This window comes from Trichormus sp. NMC-1 (assembly GCF_001858025.1).
Taxonomy (GTDB): domain Bacteria; phylum Cyanobacteriota; class Cyanobacteriia; order Cyanobacteriales; family Nostocaceae; genus Anabaena.
In genome coordinates this window covers 121,739-143,822 of the sequence record NZ_LZQD01000006.1, presented here as the reverse complement: position 1 = coordinate 143,822, position 22,084 = coordinate 121,739, and the positions used below count along the sequence as shown (strand labels likewise).

At 38.9% G+C, this 22,084-nt stretch carries 17 protein-coding genes; 10 read left to right on the top strand and 7 right to left on the bottom strand.

All coding sequences use genetic code 11. The annotated features are described in order from the left end of the window. Positions 1-46: 46 nt before the first annotated feature. Entirely contained in the window at positions 47-946 is a 900-nt protein-coding gene (locus A9Y75_RS18915) for a bestrophin family ion channel (protein WP_071191093.1), read from the top strand. 136 nt (positions 947-1,082) lie between these two features. Here A9Y75_RS18915 and A9Y75_RS18910 read toward each other — a convergent pair whose 3' ends face one another. Then, a complete protein-coding gene (locus tag A9Y75_RS18910) occupies positions 1,083-1,469 on the bottom strand; it encodes an Hpt domain-containing protein (protein ID WP_071191092.1) in 387 nt (128 codons plus the stop codon). A gap of 318 nt (positions 1,470-1,787) precedes the next feature. Continuing rightward, entirely contained in the window at positions 1,788-2,498 is a 711-nt protein-coding gene (rppA, locus tag A9Y75_RS18905) for a two-component system response regulator RppA (protein WP_071191091.1), read from the bottom strand. A 37-nt stretch (positions 2,499-2,535) separates the two neighbouring features. Here rppA and hisG point away from each other — a divergent pair, with 37 nt between their 5' ends. Further along, positions 2,536-3,168: an ATP phosphoribosyltransferase gene (gene hisG / locus A9Y75_RS18900; RefSeq protein ID WP_071191090.1), complete on the top strand. Its 633-nt coding sequence runs from the start codon at positions 2,536-2,538 to the stop codon at positions 3,166-3,168. A gap of 343 nt (positions 3,169-3,511) precedes the next feature. On the opposite strand, the gene A9Y75_RS18895 is transcribed toward hisG, so the two are convergent. Both A9Y75_RS18895 and A9Y75_RS18890 read right to left on the bottom strand, forming a co-directional pair. Continuing rightward, positions 3,512-3,727: a hypothetical protein gene (locus A9Y75_RS18895; RefSeq protein ID WP_071191089.1), complete on the bottom strand. Its 216-nt coding sequence runs from the start codon at positions 3,725-3,727 to the stop codon at positions 3,512-3,514. 281 nt (positions 3,728-4,008) lie between these two features. Further along, positions 4,009-4,443 carry a Fur family transcriptional regulator gene (locus A9Y75_RS18890; protein WP_071191088.1) on the bottom strand — a complete coding sequence of 145 codons (435 nt, stop codon included), beginning with the start codon at positions 4,441-4,443 and terminating at the stop codon, positions 4,009-4,011. 182 nt (positions 4,444-4,625) lie between these two features. On the opposite strand from A9Y75_RS18890, the gene A9Y75_RS18885 reads away from it, so the two are divergent. The 3 genes from A9Y75_RS18885 (at position 4,626) to A9Y75_RS18875 (ending at position 8,766) form a co-directional block, all read left to right on the top strand. Then, positions 4,626-5,159: a peroxiredoxin gene (locus tag A9Y75_RS18885; protein WP_071191087.1), complete on the top strand. Its 534-nt coding sequence runs from the start codon at positions 4,626-4,628 to the stop codon at positions 5,157-5,159. A 308-nt stretch (positions 5,160-5,467) separates the two neighbouring features. Next, positions 5,468-6,823, top strand: coding sequence for a glutathione-disulfide reductase (gene gor, locus A9Y75_RS18880; RefSeq protein ID WP_071191086.1), 1,356 nt, complete (start codon positions 5,468-5,470; stop codon positions 6,821-6,823). Positions 6,824-6,885: 62 nt separating this feature from the next. Next, positions 6,886-8,766 carry an ABC transporter ATP-binding protein gene (locus A9Y75_RS18875; RefSeq protein WP_071191085.1) on the top strand — a complete coding sequence of 627 codons (1,881 nt, stop codon included), beginning with the start codon at positions 6,886-6,888 and terminating at the stop codon, positions 8,764-8,766. Positions 8,767-8,918: 152 nt separating this feature from the next. Here A9Y75_RS18875 and A9Y75_RS28710 read toward each other — a convergent pair whose 3' ends face one another. Continuing rightward, positions 8,919-9,401, bottom strand: coding sequence for a hypothetical protein (locus tag A9Y75_RS28710; RefSeq protein WP_071191084.1), 483 nt, complete (start codon positions 9,399-9,401; stop codon positions 8,919-8,921). A gap of 83 nt (positions 9,402-9,484) precedes the next feature. Further along, positions 9,485-11,395, bottom strand: a complete 1,911-nt coding sequence (gene dnaK, locus A9Y75_RS18865) for a molecular chaperone DnaK (RefSeq protein ID WP_071191083.1) — start codon at positions 11,393-11,395, stop codon at positions 9,485-9,487. Between the two features lie 648 nt (positions 11,396-12,043). Here dnaK and A9Y75_RS18860 point away from each other — a divergent pair. The 5 genes from A9Y75_RS18860 (at position 12,044) to A9Y75_RS18840 (ending at position 16,975) form a co-directional block, all read left to right on the top strand. Continuing rightward, positions 12,044-12,457, top strand: a complete 414-nt coding sequence (locus A9Y75_RS18860) for a hypothetical protein (RefSeq protein ID WP_236721464.1) — start codon at positions 12,044-12,046, stop codon at positions 12,455-12,457. Positions 12,458-12,589: 132 nt separating this feature from the next. Next, the gene (locus A9Y75_RS18855; RefSeq protein WP_071191082.1) at positions 12,590-12,874 is read left to right on the top strand and encodes a hypothetical protein; all 285 of its coding nucleotides are present in this window, start codon (positions 12,590-12,592) and stop codon (positions 12,872-12,874) included. Between the two features lie 13 nt (positions 12,875-12,887). Continuing rightward, a complete protein-coding gene (gene dusB, locus A9Y75_RS18850; protein WP_071191081.1) occupies positions 12,888-13,943 on the top strand; it encodes a tRNA dihydrouridine synthase DusB in 1,056 nt (351 codons plus the stop codon). A 147-nt stretch (positions 13,944-14,090) separates the two neighbouring features. Continuing rightward, positions 14,091-15,326 (top strand): hypothetical protein, encoded by a 1,236-nt coding sequence (locus tag A9Y75_RS18845; RefSeq protein WP_083389668.1) that lies wholly within the window; start codon positions 14,091-14,093, stop codon positions 15,324-15,326. A gap of 35 nt (positions 15,327-15,361) precedes the next feature. Beyond that, a complete protein-coding gene (locus tag A9Y75_RS18840; protein ID WP_071191079.1) occupies positions 15,362-16,975 on the top strand; it encodes an iron uptake porin in 1,614 nt (537 codons plus the stop codon). 53 nt (positions 16,976-17,028) lie between these two features. On the opposite strand, the gene A9Y75_RS18835 is transcribed toward A9Y75_RS18840, so the two are convergent. Continuing rightward, on the bottom strand, positions 17,029-22,053 hold the full coding sequence (locus A9Y75_RS18835; protein WP_071191078.1) for a caspase family protein: 5,025 nt from the start codon (positions 22,051-22,053) through the stop codon (positions 17,029-17,031). Between the last annotated feature and the right edge of the window lie 31 nt (positions 22,054-22,084).

Genomic DNA, 22,084 nt, shown 5'->3' with positions numbered 1-22,084 from the left:
CTGCTGTATATTGTTTAGGGTTGGAGTTATTTTTTAGGGTGACATCATGAAAACAAAAAAAAATCAAGGATTCAAAAGAGCATTACAGCTTAAAGGCTCAGTCATCGGCTCAATTTATCAAGATGTTATCTGGTGTGGAAGTTTTGGTGTAGTAGTCTCGATACTTTATTATTTAAAATTGCCAGTTTCCCAGCCTATTTTAGGAAGTATTATCCCCAGTATCGTCTTAGGTTTATTACTAGTATTTCGGACAAACACAGCTTATGAACGCTTTTGGGAAGGTAGAAAAATTTGGGGTTCTTTAGTAAATAATACCCGAAATTTAGCCAGACAGATTTGGGTATCTATTGATGAAATAGAACCCGAAGATAAAGATCATAAAATTGATGCTTTAAATTTACTTGTTGCTTTTTCTGTAGCGACAAAACTGCATTTACGAGGAGAAACCATAGATAGTGAATTAGAAGAATTAACACCCGACCATAAATTTATTAAATTAAAGACTATGAATAATCCTCCCATAGAAGTGGCTTTCTGGATTGGAGATTATTTACAACAGCAATATAACCGTAATTGCATTAATAGTTACCAGTTGGCAGCTATGCAAGAATTATTAAACAATTTGGTCGATAATTTAGGGGCTTGTGAACGTATCTTAAAAACACCAATTCCTCTGGCTTATTCCATTCATCTTAAGCAATTATTATTGCTATATTGCTTACTACTACCTTTTCAAATAGTACAAAGCTTAACTTGGTGGACTGGGTTAATTTCTGCTTTAGTTAGCTTTACTCTATTGGGTATTGAAGCTATTGGTTTAGAAATTGAAAATCCCTTCGGATACGATGCCAATGACTTGCCACTAGATACGATTTGCCGCACAATGAAACTAAATATTGACGATTTAATCAGCCTTCGTCCCAGTGTGCAGAATAAAGATATTTAAAGTTGCATAGATGTAGTTCATATGCTTATTTCGGTGTTGCTGAATTCAGGTATGAAATTCTCTTACTTGAATTTTTAAACCTCTTACCTTTGCGTCTTTGCGTGAGACTAATTCATACTTCAATTATGCAACGCCCTTATTTTGAATGTACCTTGCATTCCCATTGCAGTGCCGTCTCTACTTGCGCGTATTCTACCATAGCTTGGGATACCAATAATACCGCATCATTTGTATTGCCATCACGTCCCAATTTTTCTAATTGCTGACAAAGTAAAGATAAGTTTTTTGCCCCAACAATCGCACTGCTAGACTTAAGAGAATGCGCTTCTAATTGGAGTATTTTTGCATTCCCTTGAATAATAGCATCATTCAGCGATCGCAATCGTTGGGGTGTATCTTCCAAATAAGAATCAATTATTTGAATAAATTCTTCGATAATGTTATTGCAAATCTTATCTTTTAATTCGTTTAAAGCGATGGCATCAAGCACATTATTAGGCATAGCTTTAGATGTTTCATCCATAGTTTGCTAATTAAAATACAGCAGAATTCAGGAGTAGAGACGTTCCGCTGGAACGTCTCTACTGGAGTAAAATCCCCGTGATACCTGATTTTTAGTTTAAATTTTGTAATTCCTCCAACCTGCAATTTGCTGTATTTAAAAGCTGGGACTTTTTGACTAGTAAAAATTGTCAATTACAGCAGATTGCAGATCAGTGAGGTACAGAATCAAAATTGAAACCTAGACACATTCGCCAGTTTTACTCCTGACTCCTGAACCGATAGTGGCGTAAGCCATAGGTCTGCGAAGCGCCTCCTGAATTCTGCTGTAATATTTGTATTATTCCACTACCGTAGAACCGAAACGATAGCCTTTACCGTAAACTGTATGAATCAGTGTAGATTCATTATCTGGCTCAATTTTACGACGCAACAGACGAATTAATGCAGCTATCACATTGCTACCAGGTTGCTCTTTATCTTGCCACAGATGTTGCATAATTTGCGAGTGAGTCAACAATTGTCCAGGATTTTCCATCAAGTATTGCAGTAGTTGGCTTTCTTTTTGCGATAGTTCAATAATTCGTTCTTGACGATAAGCAACTTGATTTTCAACATCAAGTTCTAAATCAGCTACTATTAAACGTCCGGTTGTTGTACTGTATGTCTCCACACCAGAACGACGCAACAAAGCACGGACTCTTGCTAATAACTCCCGCAATTCAAAGGGTTTGACTAAATAATCATCTGCACCAGCATCTAAACCTTGCACACGGTCATCTAAAGTATCTTTAGCAGTGAGAAACAGCACAGGAGTGATTTTAGCTTGGTGTCGTAATTCCTGACAAATTTCTAAGCCTGTTTTTCCAGGTAACATCCAATCTAAAATTAGTAAATCATAACTGCCTGCTTGTGCAAGTTTGCTGCCGTTGATTCCATCATAAGCAGCATCAACAATATAACCCTCACGAGTTAACACGCGACTCAAGGGATCAGTTAATTCAATTTCGTCATCGACTAATAAAATTCTCATGCTGCTTGTACTAAGCATATAATAAACCGCAAAGACAAAGACACCAAGAAAAAGAATGCTGACTGTTGCACTACCAAAAGGGGAATTACTTAAAAATAGCATCCGCCTGCTGCAATCTGTGGGATTGGACTTTAGTGCTTTTTTAGATTCTGGAACCCGTCAACTGCAAATTCCTGATGCTAGTGGACAAGCGAAGGCGCTGCTAGTAAGAGCGCAAGATGTACCTGTGTATGTAGAATATGGTCAGGCACAGCTTGGGATTGTGGGTTATGATGTACTCAGTGAGAAAAAGCCGCAAGTTGCACAATTAGTAGATTTGCAATTTGGTTATTGTCGGATGTCAGTAGCAGTAAAAGCCTCTAGTCCCTACAAATTGCCTGTAGATTTACCTGCTCACGGTCGAGTTGCTTCTAAATATGTGAATTGTGCGCGGGAATATTTTCAAAGTCTGGATTTACCTGTGGAAATAGTTCCTTTGTATGGTTCCGTGGAACTAGGTCCGATTACGGGGATGTCTGAGGCGATTGTAGATATAGTTTCTACAGGACGGACTTTGAAGGAAAATGGTTTGGTGGAAATTGCGACTTTGTATGAAAGTACAGCTAGGTTAATTGCTCATCCTCTCAGTTATCGGCTGAATATGGGTAATTTACACCAATTGGTGACACAGCTAAGAGAGGGATTTTAACAGTTATCAGTTATACTAATTCTCTGTGAAAATAGATAGGATAACTAAGCTCAAAACTCTGGCCATATCAGGATTTTAAACTTAGGTATTCTAAGCAAGCTCACAAATACAGCAGAATTCAGGAGTAGGGGCGTATTGCAATACGCCCGTACAGGAGTCAGGAGTAAAACTGGCTTTGTGTATAGGGTTCAATTTAGATTTTGTACCTCCTAACTACCCAAACTGCTGTAATTAGTATAACTGTTAACTGTAGAGCGATCTTCAATCCAGGAGAAAATCAAGAGAATATTCTATTTTGTCAATCAGGTTTTTGTTGATTTTTTAAATAAACAAGTGCGAAGAATTAGCGATCGCAAGAGATTTTGTCTACTACCTGAATACGCCCTCTAACAACGCGACGCAAAAGCCTGTTGAGCGCTTCCTCTTCTTCTTCTTCTAGGCACTCATCTAGGATAGCTGCCATTAATCCGTAGCGATCTGCTTTGGTCAGAACTCCAGTGTCAGCAGAAGCAGCGATAATTTCCGAAACAGCACCTGGAAGGAGCCTAATGTTAGACATGGCGGATGGCTTTAAACTCTACAACATTAATATCCCCCGAAACCTCTACCATCGGAGTGATTGTGAAATCTATTTAATTGTGAGAATTATCAGTTGTCATGGTGATAGCACGAGGGATAATTTAGTGATACGGATCACACACTTAAGTAAAAATACACCGCTTCATACTTTATTTACAAAAAAAGGGAACTCTTAACAGATAAGAAACTTTAGTTCTGAGTTTAAAGCTCAGTCAAAAATTTGAATGATTATTAGCTTATGATTACAGCGATGTCGTAGAGCTACGCCAACGAGACTGGCTCACCGCAGGCATCGCACAAACCCTGCACTGTCACTTCATAGGTTTCACCACGCAAACCAGGACGTAAACTCTTCATCTCTATACACTGAAAAGCTTCCCAAGCAATATCTTCAATTGCCCCACATTGATGACAGCAGAAGTGATGATGAGGTAGAACATTAGCGTCGTAACGAGAAACTCCCTCTTCCAGCAGCACTTCCCGCACCAAACCCACTTCTCTTAGTGCTTGCAGAGAACTATAAATCGTTGCCTGGGATGAGACTGGAGAATCTTTATTCAAATCGGTGAGGATTTGCTCAACTGTCGGGTGATCGGCGCGAGATAGTAAATTTGCATATACCGCAAACCGCTGAGGAGTTACCCTCAAACTCTTGGACTTCAAGGTTTGAATAATTGCGTTTGCTTGTTGCTGCATACTTGTAGCTGCGTTAGATTACTTCTATATTAGAGTCTACCACATTATTGAATCAATATCAAATTTGTATTTTTATATTAATTGAGTATTTATAACTATTGAATTTTTCTTAAATCAGAATTATTCTGATATATGTCAGCGAAAAGCAAGTTCACACATCAACTAGATATTAAGAGGTCAACATGGCTGTTATTGAAAGAGTTCCCAACGTTGTATTCAAAACCCGCGTCCGTGACGAGTCCATTGGTGGACCAAACCCTTTCCGTTGGCAAGAACGCACCACCCAAGAACTTTTTGATGGGAAGCGCGTAGTTGTGTTTTCATTACCTGGGGCTTTTACTCCCACCTGTTCCACCTCACACCTGCCCCGTTATGAAGAACTCTTCAAAGACTTCAAAGCTTTAGGAGTTGACCAAGTAATTTGCATATCTGTCAATGATGCCTTTGTTATGTACCAATGGGGCAAACAACAAGGTGCTGAAAGTGTATTTTTGCTTCCCGATGGTAATGGTGAATTTACCCGTAAAATGGGGATGTTAGTAGATAAGTCTAATCTAGGCTTTGGATTACGCTCTTGGCGTTATTCAATGGTGGTGAATGACGGTAAAATTGAAAAGATTTTCATTGAACCAGGTTTTGATGATAACTGTCCCACCGATCCCTTTGAAGTTTCTGATGCAGACACCATGTTGGCTTACCTAAAAGGGGCAGCTTAATTCGTAATTGCTAATTAGTAATTAATAGGTTATAGCTATAGTAATCCTATTAGACATCTCCTGAAAAGAATGTAGAGACGTTCCATGGAACTTCTCTACAAGGGTTCCAGGAAACGCATATTGAATTTCCGGAGATGTCTATTTGATTCGTGAAAATTTTGTCGGGTCGGCATTACCCACAAAAAATAGATTTTTCCCCATCATTTAGGATTGCTATTAAAACCTGCAAAAATTCCCAAATCTTTAATTACGAATTATTAATTCTTCATTCAAGATTTTTAATCTAAAATCCACAACCAAAAAGTGATATGACCTACGATTTTGACTTATTTGTGATTGGTGCTGGTTCAGGTGGAATTGCAACAGCCAGACGTGCCGCCGAATATGGCGCTAAAGTAGGAGTTGCCGAGTTTGACAGACTAGGTGGTACTTGCGTTAATCGTGGTTGTGTCCCCAAAAAACTCATGGTTTATGCTTCTCATTTTTCTGAGTTGTTTACAGATGCTCAAGGATACGGCTGGAGTGCTGTTGAGAGTTCTGTAAATTGGGAAAAGATGATTACGGCGGTAAATAATGAAGTAATTCGCCTCAATGGGATTTATCAAGGAATGCTGGATAAGTCCAAAATTGAAGTTTTACAGGGACATGGTAAGTTAGTTGATGCTCATACAGTTATAGTGGGAGAACGTCAAATCACCGCCGACAAAATTCTCATTGCTGTGGGTGGGTATCCTGTGAAACCGAACATTGAGGGCATCGAACACGCTATTACCTCCGATGATATTTTTAACCTTAAAGAACAGCCTAAGCGGATTGTAATTTTGGGTGGAGGTTATATTGGTGCAGAATTTGCTTGTATCCTGAATGGACTGGGAACCGAAGTCACCCAGATAATTCGTGGTGAAAAGATTTTGCGTGGTTTTGATGAAGATTTGCAGATTGAAATTCAGCAAGCAATGAGTAACCACGGCATTAAAATTATCAATAAAATCCAAAATATAGCAATTGAGAAAAGTGCAGAAGGCGTTAAAGTAACTGTTAGCAGGGCTGAAGGCTCAGAAGAGACAATAATTGCTGATGCTGTCAGTTTAGCTGCAACCGGTCGCAAACCAAACACCCAAAAATTGGGTTTGGAAAATACCAAAGTCAAACTGCACGATGATGGATTAATTATTGTTGATAAATATAGTTGCACAGATGAAGAAAATATCTATGCAGTCGGAGATTGTAGCAACAAAGTCAACCTGACTCCAGTGGCGATTAATGAAGGACGAGCTTTAGCTGATACCGTATTTGGTGGCAAGTCTCGCACCATGAGTTATGAAAATATACCTACAGCTATCTTTACCACACCAGAAGCTGCAACTGTGGGTTTGACTGAAGCAGAAGCTAGGGAGCAATATGGGGAAGCGGTGAAAATTTATCGCAGTCGTTTCCGCCCGATGTACTACACCTTAACAGGTAAAGACGAAAAAACAATGATGAAGTTGGTGGTAGATAGAAATACCGATAAGGTACTGGGAGCGCACATGGTGGGAACAAATGCCGCAGAAATTATTCAAGGAATAGCGATCGCTCTGAAGATGGGTGCAACTAAAGCTAACTTTGATGCTACGGTAGGTATCCATCCCAGTTCAGCTGAAGAATTTGTCACCATGAGATAAAATCAAAACTACTATAAATTGGGCATGGAATTATGTAAAAAAATTAATATAATGCTCTTACTATGAGCATTTATCCATCCCCGCAAAAATCTAACAAACAATACCGACGGCGTGAAAATGACTGGCGGTTGTTTTTGCGTCTAGTACCCTATGCCCGACGCAGTGGGCTACTACTGACGCTTTCAATGTCTCTACTGATTCCCATTGCCTTAGCTAACGCCATTCAACCATTATTGATTGGACAGGCAATATCTCTAATTCGTCAAGAACCCAGCACCTATGAATTTCTCAAAAATCGCTCCCTCTCGGAAGGTTTAGCAATCCTTCAAGGATTTTTTTTGGCAGCAATGATCATCAGATTGTCACTGACAGGTATTCAAGGTTATCTGGTACAGAAACTAGGACAAAAAATTACTGCTGCAATCCGTGAGGATTTATTTCACCATGTAACATCTCTGGCAGTACGTTTTTTTGATCGCACACCTGTAGGTAAACTAATTACTAGACTGACTAGCGATGTAGAAAGTTTAGGAGATGTATTTGCTACGGGAGCGATTGGGATTGTCTCCGATTTGTTTTCTATGCTGGTGATTATTGGTTTGATGTTTTCTCTTCAGTGGCAACTTGCTGGTTTGCTGCTGTTAATTCTCTTACCAATCACCTGGGTAATTATTTACTTTCAGCAGCAGTATCGCAAAGCAAATTATAAAGCCCGCGAAGAACTGTCAAAACTAAATTCCCAATTGCAAGAAAACATTGTGGGGATTAATGTAGTCCAGTTATTCCGCAGGGAACAATTTAATGCAAAATTGTTTCGTGCCACTAATAATCAATATATCAAGGAATTAGATACTACCATTTGGTATGATTCTGCTGTTTCAGGAACCTTAGAATGGATTAGTCTGATTGCCATTGCTGGGGTATTGTGGATTGGTGGTTTATTGCTATTGGATAAAAATATCACTTTTGGGATTTTGTCAGCATTTATTTTATATGCCCAACAATTATTCGATCCTTTGCGGAATTTTGCTGAAAAATTTACTGTCATTCAATCTGGTTTTACTGCTGTTGAAAGAGTGAGTGATATTTTAGATGAACGCATAGAAATAAGCGATCTTCTCCATCCTCAGTCTTCAATTTTGAATGTTAATCTTGGCTATATAGATGAAATCATTGATAGTTTGGAATCCCAAAAATTTGCTCCTAGAGATGAACTTGGAGAAATTCGTTTTGAACACGTTTGGTTTGCTTACAAAGACGATGATTATGTAATTAAAGACTTAGACTTTACCATTCATCCCGGTGAAAAAATCGCCTTAGTCGGTCCAACAGGTGCAGGTAAAAGTTCTATTATCCGGCTTTTGTGTCGTCTTTATGAACCCACACAAGGACGCATTCTGATTGATGGCGTAGATATCCGTGAGATACCACAAGCCGAACTGCGGCGTTATATGGCAGTGATTTTGCAAGAAGCCTTTTTGTTTGCTGGTGATGTTAAAAGTAATATTACTTTAGGGGATAGTTACACATTTGCAGAGATTCAACAAGCTGCGAAAAAAACTAATGTTGCTGAATTTATTGATCAATTACCCCAAGGCTATGATACTCAATTAAGAGAAAGAGGGACAAATATTTCTAGTGGACAAAAACAACTTTTAGCCTTTGCTCGCGCGGCAATTCGTAACCCACAAATTTTAGTATTAGATGAAGCTACAGCTAGTTTGGATGTTGGAACAGAAGCTTTAGTTCAACAGGCATTAAATCAGCTTTTAATCAAACGGACTGCGATTATTATTGCTCACCGTTTGTCAACAATTCGCAATGTAGACAGAATTTTTGTTTTGAAGCGTGGGGAATTAATCGAGCAAGGAAGCCATGAACAATTGATAGAACAAGGAGGACTTTACGCCACATTGCATAACTTGCAGATGCTGGGGACTTAGGAGATGGGGAAGTCGGGACGCGGTGACACGGGGACGCGGGGACGCGGTGACGCGGGGAGGCGGGGACGCGGGGACGCGGTGACACGGGGAAAATTAAGAATTACCTGTTCCCTGTTCCCTCTGATATAGCCGTGGACAGGGTGGTTAGGACATCAATTGATAATGAAACTCTCACTACAAGATGGTTTTACTCCTGACTCCTGACTCCTGACTCCTGACTCCTGACTCCTGACTCCTGACTCCTGACTCCTGACTCCTGACTCCTGACTCCTGACTCCTGACTCCTGACTCCTGACTCCTGACTCCTGACTCCTGACTCCTGACTCCTGACTCCTGACTCCTGACTCCTGACTCCTGACTCCTGACTCCTGACTCCTGACTCCTGACTCCTGACTCCTGACTCCTGACTCCTGACTCCTGACTCCTGACTCCTGACTCCTGACTCCTGACTCCTGACTCCTGACTCCTGACTCCTGACTCCTGACTCCTGACTCCTGACTCCTGACTCCTGACTCCTGACTCCTGACTCCTGACTCCTGACTCCTGACTCCTGACTCCTGACTCCTGACTCCTGACTCCTGACTCCTGACTCCTGACTCCTGACTCCTGCTATAAATGTGAAATTTATTTTGCATGACTACTTATAAAAAATACCCACCCAGATAAAAATCTGAATGGGTAATAAAAAAGGGAGCAATAAAACCCCCAAAGAATTGAATTATTTGCTTTCAGTGAAATCTGCATCAATCACATCATCACCACTACCAGAAGGGGGAGTAGAACCGCCTGAGGGAGGTTCAGCACCAGCACCAGGAGTTTCACCAGCACCAGCTTGTTGATAGATGTTGCTACCAACAGCAAACAATGCTTGTTGCAATTCTGGTGTCAGCTTCTTGATTTGCTCATCATCTTCCTTAGCTACTGCATCTCGCAGTTCTTTTACCAAACCTTCGATTTTGGTTTTATCAGCTTCGGGAACTTTATCACCCAATTCTTGCAACTGCTTTTCAGCTTGGTATGCTAAAGAGTCGGCTTGGTTCTTACGTTCAATCTTCTCACGCCGTTCTTTGTCGCTAGAAGCGTTTTGTTCGGCTTCGCGCACCATGCGGTCAACGTCGTTTTTATCCAAGGTAGAAGCGCCAGTAATGCTGATAGATTGTTCTTTACCAGTGCCTTTATCCTTAGCGGTGACGTTGAGGATACCGTTTGCGTCAATGTCAAAGGTAACTTCAATTTGAGGTACGCCACGAGGTGCGGGGGGAATACCATCTAAACGGAAGGTTCCCAAACTCTTGTTATCATTTGAGAATTCCCGTTCCCCTTGGAGGACGTGAATTTCTACGTTAGTTTGACCGTCTACAGCAGTCGAGAAAACTTCTGATTTTTTGGTAGGAATTGTGGTGTTGCGAGGAATAATCTTGGTCATCACACCACCCAAGGTTTCTACACCCAAGGATAGTGGTGATACGTCTAACAACAAGATACCTGTAACGTCACCAGCTAGAACACCTGCTTGAATTGCTGCACCAACTGCTACAACTTCATCAGGGTTAACAGTTTGGTTAGGCTCTCTACCTAATACCCGCTTCACTACCTCTTGGACTGCGGGAATACGGGTGGAACCACCTACTAACACGACTTCATCGATATTGCTCTTGTTTAACTTGGCATCTCTGAGAGCATTTTCTACGGGGATGCGGCAACGGTCAATTAAGTCGGAGCAAAGTTCTTCAAATGTGGCGCGAGTTAGAGTTGTATCCAGGTGCTTGGGACCATCCTGGGTAGCGGTGATAAATGGTAAGTTAATTTCTGCTTGGGTAACGCTAGAAAGTTCAATTTTGGCTTTTTCTGCGGCTTCAGTCAGACGTTGTAAGGCTTGTTTGTCTTTGCGGAGGTCAATACCTTCGGCTTTTCTGAATTGTTCAGCTAAGAAGTCAACTATTTTTTTATCGAAGTCGTCACCACCAAGGTGAGTATCTCCAGATGTAGCTAGTACTTCAAATACACCATCGCCTACTTCTAGTACGGATACGTCGAATGTACCACCACCAAGGTCAAATACGAGGATAGTTTCGTTGCTCTTTTTATCAAAGCCATAAGCCAAGGAAGCGGCTGTGGGTTCGTTGATAATTCGTAGAACTTCAACCCCAGCGATTTTACCAGCGTCTTTGGTGGCTTGGCGTTGGGAGTCGTTGAAATATGCAGGAACGGTGATTACTGCTTGGGTAACGGTTTCACCCAGATATTTACTAGCGTCTTCTACTAGTTTGCGGAGGACTTGGGCAGAAATTTCTTCAGGAGAAAATTGTTTGCCAGCGCCTGGTGAGTCTAGCTTAACGTTACCGCCACTACCTAGGACTTTGTAAGATACTTCTGTAGTTTCCTTGGTCACTTCGTCATAACGACGACCGATAAAGCGTTTAACCGAATAAAAGGTATTTTCGGGGTTCATCACCGCTTGACGTTTGGCGATTTGACCAACCAAGCGATCGCCATTTTTGGCAAATGCGACTACTGATGGTGTTGTCCGAAAGCCTTCTGCATTGGCGATGACAGTGGGTTTACCACCTTCCATCACTGCTACGCAGGAGTTCGTCGTACCTAAGTCTATTCCAACTACTTTTGCCATTTTATTTTTTTGACTCCGTATAACTACAAATGAATGGGATTATAAAGGACTAAATCGTGAACTAACTGATTCAAAAAAGCAGTCCGTTCAGCATGGTTTAGCTTTTCTGGGCTTGAAACCGCAAGTTATGCTGATATATATACTGAACTTGTGTAGCCAGTCCATGAAGGGTGGTTTCCCGAACCTTGAATAGGACGGTTAATTTTAAAGTTTGTTTTTAGTTGGTTCATGGATCAATTTGCTGTCACTCTGACTAATGTAGGAGAATTAATACGTTCACGAATTGGGGTGAACCGTAATCTCAAAGTCGTATTTGCCGTCAAATTGAGGTTATGGGCAAGCTAATGGCACAGTGTATCTGCTTGCAAACCTAGTAAACTAGCGTTTTAGAGAACCCAAATCACCGGGGTAAACAGCAACGCGATAAGATAGCTACAAAGCTAATCTCAGCAATCAATCCAGAGTGAAAACTGACAGCATATTTAGTAAATCTAAAGAGCAATCTTTGGCATCCCTGCTTTAACGAACTAAGAGGATGTTTGAAAAGTTTTTGCCTGCCTTGGAAAGGGGGGTGGGGGGATCTCGATCAATTTTGATACTTTTCAAACAACCTCTAAGGTTGGAAGGAAGTAACAAGTTAATATTTATATGAAGGAAATACAGAAAAAAGGTGCTATTAGCGGCAGACCCTTCTCGCCATCAAAAGCTGGTGGTAAGATTCTGAAACTCGATTACACAAAAGTTAAAATCACAAATAAGGGTACTGATATAGTTGAATCCCATATCCGCAGGTTTAATCCTGTTGGTGACGCAGAAATGAAAATGGTAGAAAGATTAAGAAAAATAGCCGCAGATGAAATCTTAGCTGAACCAGTCGATCTCCGCTTCTATACCCATGAACTCCGGGAGTACTTGAGGTATAAACAACTTGGATACCCAACAGGACAACCAGATGATCCAGATGCGGCTTATGAACTCTGGAATAATGCTCACACAGCAACACTAGAGGATTATGGGCTAAAGGAAGGGCCTGGCGTGTTATTTATGGAAATAACTTTGTAAAATGATGCTCTGCTAGGGCGTAAGCATTCAGGTAGAGCTTTTAATGTCTGTCTAAAACCTCTACCTGAATACTCAAAACATATTATTTTTTAGCCTCAAATCCTCTTAAAATTAAAGATGGGAGGGATATTCATGAAAAACTCAATCCAATTAACTCAACTCGAATTAGTACTTATAAAATTAGTGGCCAAAGGACAGGGTAATTGGAGTTGGTATGAACTAGCCAATTCTCTTTCTCGCTTAGATGTACCCAGAGAACCTGACATGATGGTGGTACTAAAGGATCTGGTGGCTAAGGGTTTGCTTGAAAGACACATATTACCAGGTTCACCACGCGATCGCTGGGACTTGACACCAGCAGGTACTAAAATCCTGATGGAATATCAATATCATCAAGATATGGTATTCAAAAACTAAATTCAAAAATTGTATGCTTTCCCTGTCTCCCACTCTCCAAGCTAGACTCTCCCAACCTCTAAAAATTGGCTCATTTGAGGTTAAAAGCCGTGTGTTGCAATCGCCGTTATCGGGGGTGACAGATTTGGTATTTCGTCGCTTAGTGCGTCGTTATGCACCAGAATCGATGATGTATACCGAAATGGTGAATGCAACAGGATTGCACTACGTCAAGGAGTTACCCATAATTATGGAGGTAGATCCCAACGAACGCCCCATTAGCATTCAGTTGTTTGATTGTCGTCCAGATTTCCTCGCCGAAGCAGCAATAAAAGCAGTTGCTGAAGGTGCAGATACTGTTGATATTAATATGGGTTGTCCAGTTAATAAAATCACTAAAAATGGTGGTGGTTCTTCCTTATTGCGACAACCAGAAATAGCAGAAGCAATTGTGCGGGAAGTTGTGAAAGCTGTTGATGTTCCCGTTACCGTCAAAACCCGAATTGGTTGGAATGATCAAGAAATTACCATTCTGGATTTTGCTAAAAGAATGGAAGATGCTGGCGCAAAAATGATTACGGTGCATGGACGTACCCGCGCTCAAGGTTACAATGGTAACGCTCGTTGGGAATGGATTGCACGGGTGAAGCAAGTGCTTTCAATTCCCGTAATTGGTAATGGAGATATTTTCTCTGTGGAAGCAGCAGTGAAATGCTTAGAAGAAACTGGTGCAGATGGGGTAATGTGTTCTCGTGGAACTTTAGGTTATCCATTTTTGGTAGGTGAAGTTGATCATTTCCTGAAAACTGGGGAATTATTACCGGCACCAAATGCAATTCAAAGATTGGAATGTGCCAGAGAACATTTATATGCTTTATGGGAATATAAGGGCGACAGAGGTGTGCGTCAAGCTCGTAAACATATGACTTGGTATGCTAAAGGTTTTATGGGTGCAGCAGAGTTGCGAGGACAGTTAAGTTTAGTAGAAACAGTGCAGCAAGGTTTGGATTTAATTGATAAAGCAATGGAAAAACTGGCAGCTGGTTATGAACCAGAGGAAGATGCACAAGCCGACTTAGTTATAGTGTGAAGATTTGTCAAATTTGGCGATTTATTCGAGTCGTCAAATTCCATCTTGTTGGGTTATTTATTCAATACTTAATTACGGAACAAATACTGTCCAAAATACTCTATTGTTATGTTTAGTGATAACAAGTGGAGAGAAATGGACAATAAGATGTTATCAGTAACTCAGAAGTTAGTTGTTAGCAGTCTATTAGCAGTGTCTTGGATGACTCCTGTACTGGCGACCCAAGACCAACCGCTAACCCGTGCAGAACTTTATAAATTGATTAAGACAGTTGAACTTTTGTTACAAAACAAAACTCCACGGAAAGCCGAACTAAATGATGTGATGGTTCCCCGTGATGCTGTGAAAACAGGAGTTGGTTCTGAGGCGCAATTATTCTTTAATGATAAATCTTTAATTCGTGTAGATCAACGGAGTATTTTTCGATTTGAGCCAGGTGTACGCCGTTTTCAATTGCCAAATCGAATTGCTTTGAATGAAATGATTTTCAAGCTAGAAAATGGCACGGCTTTGATTTTGAGTCCACCGGGTAGCGTGGGAACGGAAGTGGAAACCCCAGAAAGTAAAATTAGTATTTTGGCCATAAATACGATAAATACTAAAGATAACAAACCATCTTTATCTCCAACATCTCTCTTTTCACCAGCTATTAAACCTAGTGCAGTGATGGTGATTCATGATGCTCAAAATAATCACACACAAGTTTTTGCACTCACAGATGGAGATATTACAATATCTGATCAACAAGATAAAAAAACGGTTGCTCTCAAAGGTGGTCAAACTGTAGCCGTGAGAAATGGTTTGGTGGGAAAAGTACAGGAATTTGATTTACAGGGATTTTATAAATCAACTAACTTGACTAGTGGTTTGGCTCCAGGACAAGAAAATTTAGTTGCCCAAGAAGCGCCTAAAGTTCAAGAAACCATCAATGCTGTGAGAACTCAAACTTTAGCAGCTTTGAGAAATCAAACTAAAAGAATTCAAGGATTTACTAACAGTTTTCTCAGTGATGCTTTGGGTGGAACAGAAGGAGATTTAAATCCTCGGTTTCGAGGTTCTGTGAGAATTAATAACCCACAAGTAACTAAAGGAACTGTCTACCGAACAGAAGGTAATAATGCAATTTTTATTCCTGAAAATAATCCCAATGCTGTTAAGAACATTACCGTATATTTTGATAAAGAAACTGTCAATATTGACATTGACGGTAACAGGGGAGTAAGTAATAAGGCTGGCTTAAATGGTAATAATGGCAGCGGTTCTGTGATTAATGCTAATGGAGAAATCACTCAAATTGATGTTTTTGGTGTGAATGGGGAAGAACTTAAAAACGGAATTCCCTATAGTGGTATTTTGACAACTGGGGTAGCACGCGATCGCTAATTTTCTCTTTTTATATATAGATGTGAGGAGTCATGATGGGTGCAAAAAATTTATTGCTTCTATCTGGAGTGGTATTAATTTCTTTAAATTTACCCGCTTTTGCAGATAATATTGAACAGGCTAATAATTCACAAAACTCACAATTAATTTTTCTAGAAGAACCTGAAAATTTCGATATATCTCAAACACCAGCAGCATCTGAAAGTAGCAATCGCGTAACATCAGTTTCACAATTATCTGATGTACAAACGAGTGATTGGGCATTTACAGCCTTGAAATCTTTAGTAGAACGTTATGGTGTGATTGCTAGTTATCCTGATGGTACATTTAAAGGTAATCGTTCCATCAGTCGTTATGAATTTGCCGCAGGTTTACAAGCTGTCATGCAGAAAATTGATGAATTATCTGCTGGGGGTTTATCAAATGGTGTGAGCAAAGAAGATTTAGAAAAAATCCAGAAGTTACAAGCAGAATTTGCTGGAGAATTATCTGTTTTAAGAGGAAGAATTGATAATTTAGAAGCACGAAATGCTAATATAGAATCACAACAGTTTTCTACTACTGCTAAATTAGCTGGACAAGTTATATTCGGACTAGCCACAGGTTCAGGTGGTGCGCCTCCAGGTAATGGTGAAGCTAACACAATTCTCACACAATTAACTCAGTTACAATTAATTTCTTCTTTTAATGGTAAAGACGTTTTTCGGATTGGGTTAACTTCAGGAAATAGTACTGGTGATAGCTTTGGTAATCCTCAAGCTTTTAATACGAATATGGCCAGGTTGGCTTGGCAAGCAGATTATGATAATCAGGTAAAATTAGATTCTTTAGAATATAGGATAGCAGGATTAGGCGATAAAGTAGTTTTCACCTTTAGACCTGTAGGATTTAGTCTGAGTAGTGTTCTCAGCGTTAATTCTCCCTACGCTAATGCAGGACAAGGAGCGATTTCTTCCTTTGCTGGTTCAACTTCTTTGTTGAGAATTGGTAGTCTTGATGCTGGGGTAGGTTTTGATTGGTTGATGTCTGATAAAATGCGGTTGCAATTTGCTTACGGAACCAGAAATAGTAACAACACTAATGAAGGTGTATTTGGTGCAGATCATAGTGCTTTAGGAGTGCAACTTTTATATAAACCAACCTCTTCTTTAATTACTGGTTTAGCTTATGTAAATGCTTATGCTAGTGATGGTCAATTAGATACTGGGACAGGTAGTGGTAACGCAGATACATCTGGAGGATTAAATGAGCCTGCTCAAATTCATGCTGTGAATGCGAGTATGAAATGGCAAGTAAGTGATAATGTGGTTTTGAGTTTATGGGGGGGTGCAGTAGTTACTGATTTCGTCAAATCAGATGCGGTTGCTCTTAGCAGTACTTACCAGGCTTCTGTAGGTTTATATGATCCTTTTGGGAGAAAAGGTGATTTATTGGGTTTGATATATGGTCAACCGTTGAAGTTGAACGATGGTTCTTTAATTGCTAATGTTGATAGTGGTAATTCTACACATTATGAGGTTTTTTATCGTTATTTAGTTAATGATAATATAGCAATTACTCCTGGATTTTTTATTGTTACTGACCCTGGTCATGTTTCGGCAAATAATGATATTTTTGTGGGGGTGTTGAGGACAACTTTTAATTTTTAGAGCAGGTGTAGAAAAACCGTAGACTTTAGCAGAGTTTTTGCGTAAGTCCTAAATTAATTGCAAATATGACGTTCATCTTCTCTCACATTGCGATTATTTTGCAGATAGTTTGTTATTTCTGCACACCCCTTTTTCAGTAAATAATCTAAATCCAAATCCCACAACATCACCCCAGCATTTTTACCACCACTTATCAAAATTTTGCTGTCAGGACTGAAACTAACGCTGTTAACTTGATTTGCATATCCTAATAATGTGTTGATTAAAGTACCCGTTTTTACGTTCCATAATTTGATAGTATGGTCAGCACTTCCAGAAGCTAAAATCTGACTATCAGTAGTGAAACTGAGACTAGTTACTCCGTCATTATGTCCTGTGAGAGTATGAATTAATTCCCCTGTATTTACATTCCAAAGTTTGATATTATTATCCCAACTAGCAGACGCAATAATTTTTCCATCAGGACTAAATTTCACGGATGAAATAGCTAAACCATGTCCTGTAAAATCTTTAACTAAAGTACCATTTATTCGCCAAAGTTTTACTGTATTATCGGAACTTCCAGAAGCTATGATTTGACTCTCAGGACTAAAATCAACACTTGTCACTTCATCAGTATGTCTTGTGAAAGTTTTTAATAATTTACCATCTGTTAAACGCCAAAGTTTAATGGTTTTATCAGCGCTACCAGAAGCAAGCATTTGATTATCTGGACTAATGCTAATACTTGTAACTCGGTTTTGATGTCCTGTGATTGTTTTCAGGAGTTGATAGTTTTGAGAATTCCAAATTTTAATACTTTTATCAGCACTTGCTGTTACTAATATTTGATCATCAGGACTAAAAGTTAAAGCATTGATAATATCTTTATGTGCTTGAAATTTAGTAAGCTGATTTTTTTGCCGAATGCTAACTTTTCCATCCCAACCAGCAGCAAATATTTTATCTTTACTAATAGCTACACTATTAATATCCTCTAATTGAGGTGGATTAACTGTTACTTGCCATAATTTAATAGTTTTATCAGCACTTGCAGAAGCGACAAATTTACCATCTGGGCTAAAACTCACATCTCTAACTTGTTCTCCATGACCTTTCAAAGTAGTTAATAAACTACCATCTAAACGCCAAAGTTTAATAGTATTATCAGCAGATGCAGAAGCGATTATTTGATTATTTGGACTAAAGTTGATACTGTTTATTTGTTCGCTGTGTTCTGCTAAAGTTTGTAATAATTCACCTTTATAATTCCACAGTTTAATAGTTTTATCACCACTAGCAGAAGCGATAAATTTACCATTCTTGCTAAATTTAACTTTAGTAATACGTGATTGATGTCCAGATAAAGTTTTAATTAATTTACCATCTTCAGTTTTCCAAATTTTCACTAAATTATCTTCACCACCGGAAGCAATAATTTGATCATCAGGACTAAAACTAACGGTATTTACCCAGCCATTATCAGCATTCCATGTCTTGATTAAAGTACCATCAATGCGCCATAAGTTTATTGTCTTATCTAAACTACTAGAAACAATAAATTTACCATTATGACTAAAGTTAATATCAGTAATATTATCCTTGTGTCCAACTAAATCATAAATTAACTTACCATCAAGCGTGTAGATTTTGATATTATTACCTGCACTAACAGCCAATATTTTACCATTGGGACTAAAATCAATGGCTGTAATTCTATTTTCAAATTCTGTAATAGTTGTAATTAACTTTCCTTGAAAATCCCAAATTTTTACTGTTCTGTCATCACTTGCAGAAGCCAATATTTTACCATTGGGACTAAACTTAATTGCATTGACTTGTTGACTATGACCTTGTAAACGATTGACTTCTTGAGTTTGCTGAATAGCTTGTTGCAAAGTTGCTACAGTTGCTAGTTGAATATCCTTCCCCGGTGCAAAAACTTGTTTAAATTCTCTTCCAGCTTTCACACTAGCAATTACAGACTCTAATTGTTGATTAGATAGTAATAATGCTGCTGATGAAGAATTTAAAGCGGAAATTTCTCGAAACTGGGCTGTTTGTTTTTGGAAATAGGCAAAACCACCTAAGACACTAGCAGAAATACCCAAAATACTCATAATAGCTACAGCAATTTGTGCTTGTCTAAGTCGCTTTTTTTGCTCAAGTTGTTGTTTTTCTCTAGCTTCTAAACAAGCAGCAATAAAGTTTTGAATATCTGCTGATAATTCATCAGTGTATTTAATATAAATTTCTTCAGCTTCTGCTAAACGGATACCTTGCAATAAAAAATCAGCTTGTTCGTGGTGATGTTTCCATAAACTTGCTGCTTGTTCAATTTGGCGTTGCGATCGCAGTTTACTACGATTTTCCTCTAACCACCAGCGCAAAGTTGACCAATGACGGATTAAAATTTCATGGACTACTTCAATTGTCACCAAACCAGTTGGGGGAAGTGGTTGTATTTCCGTACCTTTGACAGTTCCTATTTCCTCCTCTAAATTCACCACTACCAACTTCGCTGTAGTTAAAACTTGTAGAGTTCTTTCTATCAATTCTTCAGGATATTTCTTTACCACCAACTCAGATTTTAAAACTCTGCGTCTAGTATCTTCTGTCCCTTCCCCCAATTGCGTTAATGAAAGAAAAATCCACCGGGTACATTCTTGCGCTGGCTGATCTAAACTTTCATAAACTGCTTGTGCTTTCTTCTCCAACGCACCTTTAATTCCTGCTACTTGCTGCTGATAAGCCTTTAAAGTTAACTCACCTTCTTGGCGAAATTCCCACAACTGTTCTAAAACAAATTCTAATAACGGTAAATCTCCTGCTGAATGATTTAACTCTTGTAACAAAATTTCTACCAGTCCAGTTTCTACTTTTAAACCCACTTGTTCTGCTGGATTAACAATCACACGACGATAATCATCATCACTCAATTTTGGTGTAACTAAAACACTAGAATTTTGTAATAAATTAGCTAATTCTGCAACTTCCAAACAAGGGGCGATAAAATCAGCACGTAAGGTAATTACTAATTTAAATCTATCCGGGGCATATTTTAACGCTCCTAAAATCAATTCTAAAAATCGGTTTCTATCTTCACTGGGTGCGAGAGTAAATAATTCTTCAAATTGGTCAATCACTAAAACTATAATTGGTTCTATGCGATTGCGTAACCAATAAACAAAACCTTCTACACCTTGATATAAAACTCCTTCTAATAAAAGATGAGGAGAATTAAAACTTTCATTTTCCGTAGTCTTCACATTGGCAAGTTTTTGAGATAAAGTTTGTAATGGACGTGAACCAGGACGCAAACTTTTTATTAACCAATCATCACTTCCTGGTAGTTGTTTTCCCAAGCGCAATTTAGCAATTAATCCAGCTTGAACTACAGAAGATTTACCACTACCAGAAGCACCAACTACTGCTAAAAATGATTTATGTGCTAACTCATTAATTAATTGTTGAGTTAAGGATTCCCTGCCATAAAAAAATTGTGCGTCTTCTTCACCAAAAGCGCGTAAACCTCGATAAGGACAAATTTTTAAATCTAATCCTGTTTTGTGAGTGCTTGTACCACTAATTGCAGGAATTATTTCTATTACTCCCTGTGTACCTGAAAGCCAAATTTGCAAATTTATAGATCCAGCTAGATATACTTGTAATTGAGTAATCCAACCAGCTACCGATAAACCAGCAGGTTGAGATGCTGATTTTAAAGTAGTAATTAGCGCTTCAGTGAATTGTTCAGAATTATTTTTAGGAGAGTTTGCAGCGATGATACATTGTCCTTTTGTAGTGCCGATTTGCAAATCTTCTACCCATTCTTGAATAGCAGAAATAGCAGTTTCTGGACAATCTAAAATAATGATTTGTTGAGTAACTTGAGAATGGCGTAATTGTTGACGTAACCAAGAACGACTCAAGCATATTTCTTTTAATAAAATTAATGCTGCTTCACCTGTGGAAGTTTTCTCTAATCGTCCCCGCAAATATAATAAAGCTGTGCGCTGCTGTTCACTGGTTGAATTTAAAAATTCTTGAATTTCTGTTTGCACATCTTGAGATGTTATAGTTACTGCACGAGGTAAATACTGTAATTCAAAATTACCAGCACTAGCTAAAATTTTACTAAAATATAATGTCATTTGCGAGTGACTACTTCCTTCAATCACTAACGCGGTTCGGGCAGGATAAGATGCAGGAATTTCGGGAATTCTTCCTAAAATTAATTCTCCCACACTTTCCACAATTCGCTTCGGCGTTTGCAGTGGATATTCACTAAAAAGCTGAGTTTCTCCTTTGCCTCTTTTTTGCTGATTAATTAACCGTAATTGCTGATTAATTTTATCTATATATTGTAAAGTTTGGTGAAAAACGTAATTGTAAATTCCATCAGCAGAAATCAGCCCTTGTGCATTTGCAGACTTGCCTTTTAAAGCTTCTATTAAATAATAAGTAAATACTCCATGTCCTAGTTCGCTAAATTCCCAAGATTGCTGATTGCTATCACAAGAAAGTAAGGCATAAAAACCTTTACTTTTGGCTGCACGTTGTTGTAATATTTCCACTAATTGCGGTGTCGGATTTACTCCTCTCAGTGTCATTCCACCGCTATGACAAGCATCAAGCCAAATCAACTGATTTTCTGCTTGACTACTACCTAATATTTGTAATAGTTCTTTAACCGCTAACCCTGTATTTTGGATGTTGTCTTTGTGGGTATCTGCTAAACATAAAAATGCTTCCTGCGTCTCAGGATTTATGATCCCATGACCAGAAAAATAACAGAGAATTGTATCTAGTGGTTGAGCAGTAGTAGTAATTTTTTTAAGGCTAGCAGTAACGGTTGCTAAAAGTGGCAATTGTTGAGTAAAATCATGTAAAATTACCACTTCTGTTTGGGAAAATTGCTGCTGTGTTGCACTAGTCAAAGCTTCAGCTAATCCCTGACAATCAACAGCAGAATAACGTAAAGAAGGAAGTTGTTGATCTTGATATTGGTTCACTCCCACTAGCAACAACCACAGTTTAGCAGTGATTGTTTTTTGAACTTGATTTGATTGACTGGTAGCAACACCGCGTGGACACATATTAAATTAAGATTTGATAAAAATTGTAGGT

What these genes read in the sequence shown, in the direction of transcription:
- A9Y75_RS18915 (WP_071191093.1), top strand. Translation starts at nt 47, where the DNA reads ATGAAAACAAAAAAAAATCAAGGATTCAAAAGAGCATTACAGCTTAAA.
- A9Y75_RS18910 (WP_071191092.1), bottom strand. Translation starts at nt 1,469, where the DNA reads ATGGATGAAACATCTAAAGCTATGCCTAATAATGTGCTTGATGCCATC.
- rppA (WP_071191091.1), bottom strand. Translation starts at nt 2,498, where the DNA reads ATGCTTAGTACAAGCAGCATGAGAATTTTATTAGTCGATGACGAAATT.
- hisG (WP_071191090.1), top strand. Translation starts at nt 2,536, where the DNA reads ATGCTGACTGTTGCACTACCAAAAGGGGAATTACTTAAAAATAGCATC.
- A9Y75_RS18895 (WP_071191089.1), bottom strand. Translation starts at nt 3,727, where the DNA reads ATGTCTAACATTAGGCTCCTTCCAGGTGCTGTTTCGGAAATTATCGCT.
- A9Y75_RS18890 (WP_071191088.1), bottom strand. Translation starts at nt 4,443, where the DNA reads ATGCAGCAACAAGCAAACGCAATTATTCAAACCTTGAAGTCCAAGAGT.
- A9Y75_RS18885 (WP_071191087.1), top strand. Translation starts at nt 4,626, where the DNA reads ATGGCTGTTATTGAAAGAGTTCCCAACGTTGTATTCAAAACCCGCGTC.
- gor (WP_071191086.1), top strand. Translation starts at nt 5,468, where the DNA reads ATGACCTACGATTTTGACTTATTTGTGATTGGTGCTGGTTCAGGTGGA.
- A9Y75_RS18875 (WP_071191085.1), top strand. Translation starts at nt 6,886, where the DNA reads ATGAGCATTTATCCATCCCCGCAAAAATCTAACAAACAATACCGACGG.
- A9Y75_RS28710 (WP_071191084.1), bottom strand. Translation starts at nt 9,401, where the DNA reads ATGCAAAATAAATTTCACATTTATAGCAGGAGTCAGGAGTCAGGAGTC.
- dnaK (WP_071191083.1), bottom strand. Translation starts at nt 11,395, where the DNA reads ATGGCAAAAGTAGTTGGAATAGACTTAGGTACGACGAACTCCTGCGTA.
- A9Y75_RS18860 (WP_236721464.1), top strand. Translation starts at nt 12,044, where the DNA reads ATGAAGGAAATACAGAAAAAAGGTGCTATTAGCGGCAGACCCTTCTCG.
- A9Y75_RS18855 (WP_071191082.1), top strand. Translation starts at nt 12,590, where the DNA reads ATGAAAAACTCAATCCAATTAACTCAACTCGAATTAGTACTTATAAAA.
- dusB (WP_071191081.1), top strand. Translation starts at nt 12,888, where the DNA reads ATGCTTTCCCTGTCTCCCACTCTCCAAGCTAGACTCTCCCAACCTCTA.
- A9Y75_RS18845 (WP_083389668.1), top strand. Translation starts at nt 14,091, where the DNA reads ATGTTATCAGTAACTCAGAAGTTAGTTGTTAGCAGTCTATTAGCAGTG.
- A9Y75_RS18840 (WP_071191079.1), top strand. Translation starts at nt 15,362, where the DNA reads ATGGGTGCAAAAAATTTATTGCTTCTATCTGGAGTGGTATTAATTTCT.
- A9Y75_RS18835 (WP_071191078.1), bottom strand. Translation starts at nt 22,053, where the DNA reads ATGTGTCCACGCGGTGTTGCTACCAGTCAATCAAATCAAGTTCAAAAA.